The organism is Vibrio sp. 1S139 (genome assembly GCF_041439475.1).
In the GTDB taxonomy this organism is placed as follows: domain Bacteria; phylum Pseudomonadota; class Gammaproteobacteria; order Enterobacterales; family Vibrionaceae; genus Vibrio; species Vibrio crassostreae_C.
In genome coordinates, this window is sequence record NZ_JBGOOD010000001.1 from 185,802 (window position 1) to 197,825 (window position 12,024).

Here is a 12,024-nt window from a genome sequence, read left to right on the forward strand (position 1 = left end):
GTTAGTCAGTTGAATGTGAGATGTTCGACAAATTAAAAAGCCCGCTATTAAAGCGGGCTTAGTGATAACTTTTTTATAAACAAACTGTTTAATTAGAAGTACACGTTAGCCCACCAAGAACTTGTCCAAGTGCGCCACCAATTAAGCTCTGAACTTGCTTCTACTGAAGAAAGTTCTAAAACTTTATCTTTATGGTTTTGGTTAAATTCTTGTAACATGGTGAACCTATCAAATGTGATACTTCGTATTTGTGTACTAGTTAACTAGTTCTCTGCTTGCGGGTCAAGTGTGTTGACACAAATATAACGATAAAAATTGAAAACAATGAAAAAGAATATATGAGAATTGATCTACATAGTCATACAACAGCCTCAGATGGCCGACTTACTCCACCTGAGCTAATTGACCGAGCGCTTGGCTTTAACATCGAAGCGCTAGCGATTACAGATCATGACACGACTGATGGGCTTGCTGAAGCACGCAGCTACATTGCGGATAACAACCTTCCTATTCAGTTGATAAACGGCATTGAGATTTCGACTGTTTGGCAAAACAAAGATATCCATATTGTTGGGTTAAACGTTGATCCTGAGTCACCAGAACTCAAAGCGCTCATTGAACAACAGAAGCAACACCGTATTGGGCGTGCTGAGATGATCGCTCACCGTCTTGAGAAAGCGACTCGTGAAGGGGTGTTAGAAGAAGTTAAATTGATTGCGGGTGATGCACCAATCACTCGCGCTCACTTTGCTAAGTGGCTAGTCGACAATGGCTATGCGAAAACTATGCAGCAGGTGTTTAAAAAGTTTCTTACTCGTAATAACCCAGGTTATGTGCCGCCAACTTGGTGTTCAATGAGTGATGCTGTCACGGCTATTCATGCTGCTGGTGGACAAGCCGTACTCGCTCACCCTGGGCGATATGGACTTACAGCCAAGTGGGTTAAGCGCCTGCTAGCGGCATTTGTTGAAGCGAAAGGGGATGCGATGGAAGTAGCTCAACCTCAGCAAGCGCAACAAGAAAGACGCACACTCGCGGATTATGCTATACAATACAAACTATTAGCCTCCCAAGGCAGTGATTTCCATTACCCATCTCCGTGGATGGAACTTGGACGCAATCTCTGGCTACCTTCTGGGGTCGAAGAAGTATGGAAAGATTGGGAGTTTCAAACGGTTTCACCATCTGAATAGTCTTTAGGTGAGCCAGCTCCTTCTGATGATAGAGTCGAGAGATTCGATAACGAGGATCAACAATGAGCCAGTTTTTTTATGTACACCCAGATAACCCACAAGCACGCTTAATTACTCAAGCGGTTGCGATTATTCGCAATGGCGGCGTTGTGGTTTATCCAACAGATTCCGGTTATGCGCTGGGCTGTCAGCTTGAAAACAAACAAGCACTTGAACGTATCTGTAAAATTCGTCGCATCGATGACAAGCACAATTTCACCTTGTTATGCCGTGATCTTTCTGAGTTATCACTGTATGCACGCGTAGATAACGTGGCTTTCCGTCTGCTGAAAGCACACACGCCAGGTGCTTACACGTTTATCTTTAAAGCAACTAAAGAAGTGCCAAAGCGTTTGATGAACGCCAAGCGTAAAACGATTGGTATTCGTGTCCCAGACAACAAGATTGCACTCGACCTGTTGGAAGCGATGGGCGAACCACTGATGTCGACGTCTCTGATTCTTCCGGGTAACGAGACTACAGAGTCGGATCCAGAAGAAATTCGTGACAGCCTAGAGCATGCGGTTGATGTGATTTTGAATGGCGGTTACTTAGGTGAGCAACCGACGACCGTTATTGACTTCAGTGACGATGATGCCGTGGTTCTACGTCGTGGTGCTGGCGATCCTGCGCCGTTTGAATAATCGCTTTACTGATTAACAGTCTGTAACGATACAGCAAACCTGCCACAGTAAATAACAAGTGCTTTTTGGCAGGTTATTTGCGATAATACGCGACCGCGATTTGGTCGTGAAAAATTCATTCGACGTCTGTGAAGACGACAATTAGGTAGAAAAGAGTAAATGAGCGAAAAATTACAGAAGGTTTTAGCGCGAGCTGGTCACGGTTCTCGTCGTGAACTAGAAGGTTTAATCAAATCTGGTCGTGTAAGTGTTAACGGTCAAGTTGCGAAACTGGGCGAGCGTCTTGAAGACGAGAACTCAGTGATCCGTATCGATGGCCATACTGTTTCAGGCAAGGCTTCTGAAGAAGTGGTTTGTCGTGTACTTGCTTACTACAAACCTGAAGGTGAGCTTTGTACTCGTCACGACCCTGAAGGCCGCCGTACTGTTTTCGATCGTCTACCTAAGATCCGTGGTTCTCGTTGGATTTCAGTTGGTCGTCTTGATGCAAACACATCAGGCCTTTTGCTTTTCACTACTGATGGTGAGCTTGCAAACCGTCTAATGCACCCAAGCCGTCAGGTTGAGCGTGAGTACCTAGTACGTGTATTCGGTGAAGTGACTGAGCAAAAAGTTAAAAACGTTACTCGTGGTGTACAACTAGAAGACGGCATGGCTCGTTTTGAAGATGTTGTTTACGCTGGTGGTGAAGGTATGAACCATACTTTCTACGTAGCGATTAACGAAGGTCGTAACCGTGAAGTTCGTCGTCTTTGGGAATCTCAAGAAACGACAGTAAGCCGCCTGAAACGTGTACGTTACGGTGATATCTACCTTGATAAGAAACTGCCTCGTGGCGGTTGGAAAGAGCTAGATCTTCAAGAAGTTAACTACCTGCGAGAGCTTGTTGAGCTTAAGCCTGAGAAAGAGACACTGTTGGATCTTGATCCTTCAAACACTTCTCGTAAGCGTGAGCGTTCTCGTAGCCAAAAAATTCGTCGTGCTGTTAAACGTCACGAAGAGCGTGCAAACGCACCAAAAGGCCGTAGCAACCAAACTAAGCGTAAGAAGCCTGCAACTCGCGGTACTACAACACCTGATTCAGGTCGTAGCGCTCCAGCTGCAAACAAAGGCAAACCTCAGGCTAACAAAAGTAAGCCTAAACTGAACAACGGTCGTCCGGCTAAACCAGCTAAGCCAAGAACACGTCAGTAATTACGTAATTTCTTACGCGTAAAGCTTCATTAGCTGAAAGCACTGAATACTAAAAAACCTGCTCATTGAGCAGGTTTTTTTACGTCTGGAGAAATAGCAGATGCGGGATGCGAGTAACCGAGTATCGAAAACATGCTGCCATAAGTGACAGTAAGCGAGCTTTTCGCATCTCTTATCTCGTGTAGGCGCATCTATAATCTGCTCGTATCTCGTTTCTTTTACTTATGATTCGAAAAGTTATCGCCTTTCGCCAGTCGGTCGTAAAGCACAACATTCACTGATGCCGCTAGATTCATACAGCCGTTGGTCGGAACGTAAATCGTCTCACGACAGAAATCTGTGATTTCTTTCTTTAGCGTGCCATCTTCTGGGCCAAAAATGTAAAACGCACGTGGTGGGTGCTTGTAATCAGGTAGAGGCTTAGCACCTTCAATCAGATCAACAGCAACCGGCACGCAGCCTACTGGAATAATATCTTTCAGCTCTTCAACACCAATCAAAGGCAGGGCTAAGTGCTTTTCTTTGGTATCGGTATGGAATTTTCGCGCATGGTCGTAGCGTGTGCCAGTGTAAAACACAGAGTTGGCGCCGTAGCAGCCAGCTGCTCGCATCACTGAGCCTACGTTTTCTGGCGTCTTTGGGTTAACTAGGCCAATGCAGGCATAGCCTTTTGATTGTGTGTCTGTTTTTGCTTTGGTCATAATCAGTGAATCTAACGTTGATGATGAAAGTGATGAATCACGATGGAAAATAGCGTGATAAAAATAGCCGAGCAATGGGCTCGGCTAACTTTTAACTCGCTTACATGAATACTTGTTTACTCATGCAGATGAGCGTCAACAGCGGTATTAGTCGCGTTTCCACAGCATGTGACAGAACTTATGTTCTGGATCACGGCTGATTAACATGCGAGCAAATACGTCGTCTAGAACGTCATCAGCTTCATTCACAAGACCAATGCGCACTTCAGCGTAGATCTCTTTGTCGACTTCAAAGCCAACATGTTCAACCCAATCATCGCCAGTTTCAACAAGCTCTGCTGCGCCACGATCTTCAAACTGAGCAGTGAAAAGAATCACGTCTGCAGGCTCTAGGTTGTCAGGTGCCATCTCTAGGAAGATGTCGTATGCAGTGTCAATTGCGTCGTCATAAGACATTAGGTCGTTAGCTTCGGTCATAATAAGTATCTTAGCTTGCGCGGTTCATGTATTTACGTTCAGCAGTGTTTACTACTACTTTGTCGCCAGTCGCGATGTATTCAGGTACTTGAATAGTAAGACCTGTAGAAAGACGAGCAGGCTTAGTACGAGCAGACGCTGATGCACCTTTGATTGAAGGATCAGTCTCTTCGATAACTAGTTCAACAGATGTTGGTAGCTCAAGCGTTGCAGCGTTGCCGTCGATAAGGATCGCGTACATGCCTTGAGTTTCTTCGTTGATGAACAGTAGTTCGTCTTCGATAGTCTCACCGTTGAAGATGAATTGTGTGTAATCTTCGTTGTCCATGAAGATGTACTCGTTGCCATCAACGTAAGAGAACATTACTGCACGCTTAGTTACGTCAATAGTTTCAACAATTTCGTCAGCCTTGTGGCGAACTTCAGTTTTAACGCCAGTTGCTACATCGTTACCACGGAAGCGGTAAATCTTTTGGCCGCCACGGCCGCCTGGTGTTGTTACTTCGATATCTTTAACGATCACTGTTTTGCTTTCTACTGTGATAGCAAAACCTTTTTTAATTTCACTTGCTCTAGGCATTTTGTGTTTGTCCTTAGTGGGTCTATCCGCTGATTATATCTCGGAGATGCTATAAATAGGAATAGCTTGAATCATAAAGTCACCTAGGCGATCATAGAGTTATAGTTAAATCATTATTTTATTTACCGAAACGACCTATGCAGCTACCCGTTATTGACCCAACACAGCCTTTTCAACCTGAATTTCAACCTGTGGTTAACGATCTGATTACCTTTCTAAAAGGTGGGTTAGGATCTAATCTGCACAGTATTTATATTTATGGCAGTGTGGCTCGTAAGCAAGCCGTCTTCGGTCGCTCCAATCTAGATGTGGTTGTGGTGACCCATCGACCGTTTCCTGACCAACGAACCACTTTGTTGAACACCATCAAATGGCGTTTCCAAAAGAGCTTCCCGCAGGTAACTCAAGTGGCGATAAAAACTACCTTAGTGAGTGAGATAGTCGATTTCGACAATATCTTCACTTGGGGTTTTATGCTCAAGCATTTAGCCGTGTGTGTGCATGGTGAAGACTTATCAGACTGCTATGGTGATTTTGAAACAAGTTGGGAAATCGCTAAGCACTGGAATATGGATGCGGAAAACTGGTTGGCGGTGTATCGCAACAAGATCGCACGAGCGACAACGCCAGAACAACAAGTCGCTGCGCAGGTGATTATTGCCAAGAAGCTTCTACGGGCGAGTTACTCACTGGTGATGTACCGCGATAAATATTGGTACGATGATCCTGTTGAATGTGGCCAACAGTTCTTGAAGTATCACCCAGATCGAGAAGTCGAAATCCAAAGGTTGGGCATTTTACTTTCTGGTCGACCAATCCCTAAACGTTCGGTGATCGGTATTCTTGATGGCTTTGGTGAGTGGTTGATTAAGCAGTATCAGAAAACCGAGTTCAGAATCGGATAGAGATTTATAACCGATCCATTGATACTAAAAAGCAGAGTGTGCTGAAGAACATATCTCTGCTTTTTTCGTTTTAAGAGCATATTGAATATAGTGCTAGAACAAACCCAACTGCTGCCCACTAACTCTTTCAAAGTCTAAACCGATGAAGGGCAGTATTGCCTCTGCGACCGGTTTAATCTGCTTGTCGATATAGTGCTGATAATCGATACCACTCTTTAAATACTCCTTGGGCTCAGGGCCACTCAGAGTAATCAAATACTCAATGCGTCCTTTATTTTGGTATTGAAGAGGGCGCCCTAACTGAGCATTGATCTCATCGGCCATACGAGCTGCGCGAACCTGCGGCGGAATGTTCTTTTGGTATTCATGTAATTTGCGGCGTAAGCGCTTTTGATACACCAATAAATCATCATGTTTGCCAGCAGAGGTTTCATCAACAAACTGTCTGACGTAGTCGGTTGGATCTTGATCGTGAAACACCATCTCATACAAGGTTTGTTGGAATTGCTGTGCGAGAGGTGTCCAATCGGTGCGTGCACTCTCAAGCCCTTTAAATATGATCTTTTCTTTATCGCCTTGAGTGATTAATCCGGCATAACGTTTCTTCGAGCCGGTTTCTGAACCTCTAATGGTCGGCATTAGAAACTTGCGATAGTGAGTCTCGTATTCCAATTCGAGTATTGAGGTTAGGTTGTGGGTCTCTTTTAAGTGATTCGTCCACCAATCGTTGATGTAAGCGACCAGTGTGTTCCCGATCTCGTCTGCTTTTTGCTGATCATAACTGCCGTTCAGAGACACGAAGGTTGAATCGGTATCGCCGTAAATCACTTGATAGCCTTTGTCTTCGATCAGAACCTTGGTTTGCTTCATGATCTCATGTCCACGCATGGTAATTGAAGACGCTAACCGGGTATCGAAGAAACGACAACCAGACGAACCTAACACACCATAGAATGAGTTCATGATGATCTTAATCGCCTGAGAGAACGCTTTCTCGTTGTTCTTCTTCGCCACATCACGTGCAGCCCAAAGGTTTTCGATCATCTCGGGCAAGAAGTGTTTAGAGCGGTGGAATTGCCCACCTCGAAAGCCATCAACGGCTTGGTTTTCTGCTGGGCCTAGTTCAAGCTTCAACCCTTCAATTAGTCCCATAGGGTCAATCAGAAACGAGCGAATGATCGATGGATACAGGCTCTTAAAATCGAGTACCAAAACCGAGTCGTACAGATTGGGAATTGAATCCATCACATAACCGCCGGGGCTCGCAATCCAATTCTCTGGCTCTAAGTTCGGTGCGACATAACCCGCTCTGTGGATTTGAGGCAGATATAAGTTAGTAAAGGCCGCAACAGAGCCACCAACGCGATCCAGCTCAACACCGGTTAATCGAGAGCGCTCAATCGCGAAGTCGAGTAGGTGAGTGTGCTCGAAGATGCTGTTTACCAGTACGCAGTCTTGAAGGTTGTACTTAGCGAGTGAGGGTTTATCGAACTTAAACATTCGGTTTATCTCATCCATACGGTCATGAACGTTATGGATGTCTTTGCCTTCCCCAAGCAGCTCTTGCGATACCGACTCAAGAGACCAAGAACGGAAGTGGTAGGTCGCTGTCTTGAGCATATCAATACCATCCAAGACAACGCGCCCCGGAATCGTGATAAAACCTTGCTGATTTTGAGCAGAACTGCGGAAAAAGCTCGGTTGGTTGTCTCTGCCGATGTTGAGCTTCACTTCGTTCCATTCTGAACGTTTGTGCAGCAGCCTAAAATCGAAGTCGATAACATTCCAGCCAATGATGATGTCAGGATCAAATTCAGAGAACCAAGCTATCATGGCTTCAAGTAGCGCTTTCTCGTTGGCAACCCATTGGATATTGGTTTCAGCTTGTTGTGCTTCACCGACCATGATTACTTGGCTGTCCATCGGGCTGTCTAGGCCAATTGAATAAAGCACGCCTTTTTCCGAACACTCAATATCAAGCGAGACCACAGATAGACTGGGTAAGTAATCACCTGCTCGGCATTTTGCGTTTGAGACTCGACGATGCTGATTTTTTTGCACAGCAGATCCGGTGAACTCAATACTTCCCTTGATAAAACGTTCCATCAAGAATCGATCGGCGAGTCGAATATCGCTTTCAAAGGTTTGGATTTCTTCGTTGTGAAAGGCTTGCGCTAAACCAAAGCTGCTTCTCGACAGTGAGGTGTAACACGCGGCGAGAGGTGTTTGCTCGAATGTGGCTAATTCTAGAGGCTTAAATTGGCAATCGATCGACTCTTTCGCTGCGATTGCCTGACATGCCTCAACGTCAGATTGAGCGACAAAAAATACCGGTTTTTCATTTTGAATCGTCAGCAGAGTAGGGCCTTGAGGGGTGCTTAACCACAAGTCGATTTGTGTGCGCCCTGAAAAATCTCTTGCTTGTCTTGTGAGTACAAAGCCTTGCTGAATATCCAATGTAGTAACCTATTGAAATGGGGAATCGAATACTACCATCTAGCGACCCTCTGCGCACAAAAGGCAGTAAAAATACTAACTAAATTCTAGTTAGTAGAGGCAAATAACGGGACTCTATAAGCAAATAAGTGAAATTGTCGCGAATGGTTATTCAATGGTATTGAAAATATCTTTATCTTATGTAATTTTATTGGGTGTTGTTTTAACTGGTTGATTTTTAGAAAAAGCTTGTTGTTTTAGTTAGCTTATTTGTTAATAAGTACTTGCTAAAGTTCGTGTTTCAGCACATATTCAACAGAGCTTTTTTTTAGTAATTAAGTTAAGATGTACTCAATGCTGCGATCCACTGTTCAATTGTTTCAAACAGATGAAATGACACAGTGGTTGCAGAGCCAATTAATAGTGTGGAGATACAAGTTTGATAAATGTTTTCCTTGTAGATGATCACGAGCTGGTTCGCACAGGGATACGACGTATTATTGAAGACGTCCGTGGAATGAACGTAGCAGGGGAAGCTGAAAGCGGTGAAGATGCTGCAAAATGGTGTCGTACTAACAATACTGACGTTATTTTGATGGATATGAATATGCCTGGTATTGGTGGCTTAGAAGCAACCAAGAAGATCTTGCGTTTCAACCCTGATGTTAAAATCATCGTTTTAACTGTTCATACGGAAAATCCGTTTCCAACTAAAGTGATGCAAGCTGGAGCTGCTGGTTACCTTACTAAAGGGGCAGGTCCGGATGAAATGGTAAATGCAATTCGAGTGGTTAATAGTGGCCAACGATACATTTCACCAGAAATTGCGCAGCAGATGGCTTTGAGCCAATTCTCGCCTGCGTCTGAAAATCCATTCGCAGACTTATCTGAACGTGAACTTCAAATCATGATGATGATTACCAAAGGTCAGAAAGTGACGGATATTTCAGAACAACTCAATCTAAGTCCTAAAACAGTCAACAGTTACCGCTACCGCTTGTTCAGTAAGCTGGATATCAGTGGCGATGTAGAGCTGACGCATTTAGCGATTAGACATGGAATGTTAGACACTGAGACCCTTTAACACTGAGATCGTATAGTGACCAACTTGTTTGACTCAGTCTCATTCCTCAAGACAGTAACAGAGCAGCCCGGCGTTTATCGAATGTATAACGCCGAGGCTGCCGTTATTTACGTCGGTAAAGCTAAGAACCTCAAAAAACGCCTTTCCAGTTATTTCCGTAAAAAAGTCGACAGTGAAAAAACACGCGCTCTAGTTAGTAATATTGACAAGATCGATGTCACTGTAACGCACACGGAAACAGAAGCGCTCATTCTTGAGCACAACTACATCAAGCAGTACTTGCCTAAATACAACGTACTTTTGCGTGATGATAAGTCGTACCCTTATATTTTTATTAGCGGTCACAAGCATCCTCGTTTGTCGATGCACCGTGGTGCTAAGAAGAAAAAGGGCGAATACTTTGGTCCTTACCCTGATTCCGGCGCTGTGCGTGAGACGCTACACCTAATCCAAAAGATTTTCCCTGCCCGCCAGTGTGAAGATACGGTTTATGCCAATAGAACGCGCCCGTGTTTGATGTATCAGATTGGTCGTTGTGCTGCGCCATGTGTTAGCTCAATCATCTCTGATGAAGAGTACAGTGAACTTATCGACTACGTTCGTCTGTTCCTGCAAGGGAAAGACAAATTAGTCCTTGAGACGCTCATCGACAAAATGGACAAGGCAAGCCGTGAGCTTCGTTTTGAACAAGCTGCCGCTTTCCGTGATCAAATCCAAGCGATTCGACGTGTGCAAGAACAACAATACGTATCTGACGATTCAATGGAAGATATGGACGTGTTGGGATTTGCTCAAGAGAATGGCGTAGCGTGTATTCATATCTTGATGATTCGCCAAGGCAAGGTTTTAGGCAGTAGAAGCCATTTCCCTAAAATTCCCAACAATACGGTGCGAGAAGAGGTCTTTTCGAGCTTTTTAAGCCAATACTATCTTGCGCATAGTGAAGCGAGAACCATCCCAACCCGTTTGATTCTCAATGCCGATTTGATGGAAGATGTCATACCGATTCAAGAAGCCTTGTGTGAAGTAGCGGGTCGTAAGATTCACTTCAATACCAACCCTTCAGGTACTCGAGGTCGTTACCTTAAATTGTCTAATACCAATGCATTGACGGCTATTACCACCAAGATTAATCACAAGATGACGATTAATCAGCGCTTCAAAGAGCTCCAAGAAGTGCTGTCGATGGATGCTATCAAGCGCATGGAATGTTTTGATATCAGTCATACCATGGGTGAAAGCACGATTGCGTCGTGTGTGGTGTTCAATCAAGAAGGCCCGGTTAAACCAGAGTACCGTCGTTACAACATCACCGGCATTACAGGTGGCGATGATTATGCAGCGATGGCTCAGGCGCTTGAGAGACGTTATTCGAAGCAACTCGATGTCGACAAGATCCCAGACATCATCTTTATCGATGGTGGTAAAGGTCAGCTAAACCGCGCTCATGAGATCATTTCTCAATATTGGGGTGATTGGCCGTTTAGACCAAGAATGATGGGTATTGCGAAAGGCGTGACGCGTAAACCGGGTTTAGAAACTTTGGTAACCCTTGAAGGTGAAGAGTTTAATTTACCTAGCGATGCACCAGCGCTGCATCTTATCCAGCACATTCGTGATGAGAGCCATAATCATGCGATTGCAGGGCACAGGGCGAAACGTGGTAAAACACGCAGAACCAGTGCTTTGGAAGGAATTGAAGGGGTAGGACCTAAACGTCGTCAAGCTTTGCTGAAATATATGGGTGGCTTACAAGAACTTAAGCGTGCAACTGTCGAAGAAATAGCCAAAGTGCCGGGCATTAGTCATTCTTTGGCAGAAAACATTTATCAAGCATTGAAACAATAGTAAAAATCCCGCACCATTAAAGCGCAATTAATAAGAGCCCAATAATATGCGTTTGAATATACCTAACATTTTGTCCTTACTGAGACTATTTTTGATCCCAGTATTCGTTGTCGTTTTCTATCTACCTTATCAATGGGCTCCTTTCGCTGCTGCGATGGTGTTTTGGGTAGCCGGTTTCACTGATTGGCTAGATGGCATGCTAGCTCGTAAGTTAGGGCAAACGTCTCGCTTCGGTGCCTTCATTGACCCTGTGGCTGACAAAGTGTTGGTCGCTACGGCTCTTATCCTGATTACAGAGCATTACCACTCTATTTGGATAACTATTCCAGCCGTGACCATGATTGCTCGTGAGATCATCATTTCAGCGCTTCGTGAATGGATGGCTGAAATCGGTAAACGCGCAAGTGTTGCGGTATCTTGGGTTGGTAAAGTCAAAACGGTTTCTCAGATGTTCGCTCTTTGGGTACTTATCTGGAGATACGACGACTGGATGGTGTGGGTAGGTTACATTGCACTGTATGTCGCCACCGTTCTTACTTATTGGTCAATGGCACAATACTTGATGGCTGCCAAAGACGATTTGTTAGACGAAAAACATCATTGCTGAAGAAGCGAGCTGAGGCTCGCTTTTTTGATCTTTAACCTAAGGTTAAGTTATCAATAGTGGATATCTAATGTGATATAGATCTCCTTTGAATAACCCGCTCACAGTGTGTTTTGAACATAAAGTCAGCTATTTGGCCTGTTTCGTATGAAATCTATTCAAACGAATTAAAAATACAAAAATAATATTGACTCAATCGTCTGAATCCGTAGAATGCATCCCGTACCCAAGAGGATGGCAATGAGCGATTCGATTGGAGTTACTAAGGCGCCTTGGCAGAGTGGCTATGCAGCGGATTGCAAATCCGTGGACCTCGGTT

12 protein-coding genes and 1 other annotated feature are annotated in these 12,024 nt (G+C 44.4%); of the genes, 7 read left to right on the forward strand and 5 right to left on the reverse strand.

What is annotated here, in order from left to right; translation table 11 throughout:
* Positions 1-31 precede the first annotated feature (31 nt).
* Positions 32-146: a sequence feature (Trp leader region), on the reverse strand.
* Positions 93-218: a trp operon leader peptide gene (locus ACED46_RS00775; protein ID WP_009848753.1), complete on the reverse strand. Its 126-nt coding sequence runs from the start codon at positions 216-218 to the stop codon at positions 93-95. Its footprint overlaps the feature before it by 54 nt.
* A gap of 120 nt (positions 219-338) precedes the next feature.
* Between ACED46_RS00775 and ACED46_RS00780 the strand changes: the two genes are divergently transcribed.
* The 3 genes from ACED46_RS00780 (at position 339) to rluB (ending at position 3,070) form a co-directional block, all read left to right on the forward strand.
* Positions 339-1,193, forward strand: a complete 855-nt coding sequence (locus ACED46_RS00780) for a PHP domain-containing protein (RefSeq protein ID WP_017061496.1) — start codon at positions 339-341, stop codon at positions 1,191-1,193.
* Between the two features lie 62 nt (positions 1,194-1,255).
* The gene (locus tag ACED46_RS00785) at positions 1,256-1,876 is read left to right on the forward strand and encodes an L-threonylcarbamoyladenylate synthase (protein WP_009848751.1); all 621 of its coding nucleotides are present in this window, start codon (positions 1,256-1,258) and stop codon (positions 1,874-1,876) included.
* A 159-nt stretch (positions 1,877-2,035) separates the two neighbouring features.
* The gene (gene rluB / locus ACED46_RS00790; protein ID WP_017055112.1) at positions 2,036-3,070 is read left to right on the forward strand and encodes a 23S rRNA pseudouridine(2605) synthase RluB; all 1,035 of its coding nucleotides are present in this window, start codon (positions 2,036-2,038) and stop codon (positions 3,068-3,070) included.
* A gap of 218 nt (positions 3,071-3,288) precedes the next feature.
* On the opposite strand, the gene ACED46_RS00795 is transcribed toward rluB, so the two are convergent.
* The 3 genes from ACED46_RS00795 to yeiP form a co-directional block, all read right to left on the reverse strand.
* A complete protein-coding gene (locus ACED46_RS00795) occupies positions 3,289-3,771 on the reverse strand; it encodes an RNA methyltransferase (protein ID WP_017061495.1) in 483 nt (160 codons plus the stop codon).
* Between the two features lie 147 nt (positions 3,772-3,918).
* Positions 3,919-4,248: an HI1450 family dsDNA-mimic protein gene (locus tag ACED46_RS00800; protein WP_004741258.1), complete on the reverse strand. Its 330-nt coding sequence runs from the start codon at positions 4,246-4,248 to the stop codon at positions 3,919-3,921.
* 10 nt (positions 4,249-4,258) lie between these two features.
* Complete coding sequence (gene yeiP / locus ACED46_RS00805; RefSeq protein WP_017055115.1) at positions 4,259-4,828, reverse strand: elongation factor P-like protein YeiP; 570 nt, start codon at positions 4,826-4,828, stop codon at positions 4,259-4,261.
* A 137-nt stretch (positions 4,829-4,965) separates the two neighbouring features.
* Between yeiP and ACED46_RS00810 the strand changes: the two genes are divergently transcribed.
* On the forward strand, positions 4,966-5,733 hold the full coding sequence (locus tag ACED46_RS00810; RefSeq protein ID WP_017061494.1) for a hypothetical protein: 768 nt from the start codon (positions 4,966-4,968) through the stop codon (positions 5,731-5,733).
* A gap of 93 nt (positions 5,734-5,826) precedes the next feature.
* Here ACED46_RS00810 and ACED46_RS00815 read toward each other — a convergent pair whose 3' ends face one another.
* Complete coding sequence (locus tag ACED46_RS00815) at positions 5,827-8,190, reverse strand: DNA polymerase II (protein WP_102333648.1); 2,364 nt, start codon at positions 8,188-8,190, stop codon at positions 5,827-5,829.
* Between the two features lie 418 nt (positions 8,191-8,608).
* Here ACED46_RS00815 and uvrY point away from each other — a divergent pair, with 418 nt between their 5' ends.
* From uvrY to pgsA, 3 genes are read left to right on the forward strand one after another with little or no spacing between them, the layout of a single operon-like run.
* Positions 8,609-9,253, forward strand: a complete 645-nt coding sequence (gene uvrY, locus ACED46_RS00820; protein ID WP_004729778.1) for a UvrY/SirA/GacA family response regulator transcription factor — start codon at positions 8,609-8,611, stop codon at positions 9,251-9,253.
* Positions 9,254-9,268: 15 nt separating this feature from the next.
* Positions 9,269-11,101: an excinuclease ABC subunit UvrC gene (uvrC, locus tag ACED46_RS00825; protein WP_371720730.1), complete on the forward strand. Its 1,833-nt coding sequence runs from the start codon at positions 9,269-9,271 to the stop codon at positions 11,099-11,101.
* A gap of 46 nt (positions 11,102-11,147) precedes the next feature.
* Positions 11,148-11,708 (forward strand): CDP-diacylglycerol--glycerol-3-phosphate 3-phosphatidyltransferase, encoded by a 561-nt coding sequence (gene pgsA, locus ACED46_RS00830; RefSeq protein WP_371720732.1) that lies wholly within the window; start codon positions 11,148-11,150, stop codon positions 11,706-11,708.
* Positions 11,709-12,024: the final 316 nt, after the last annotated feature.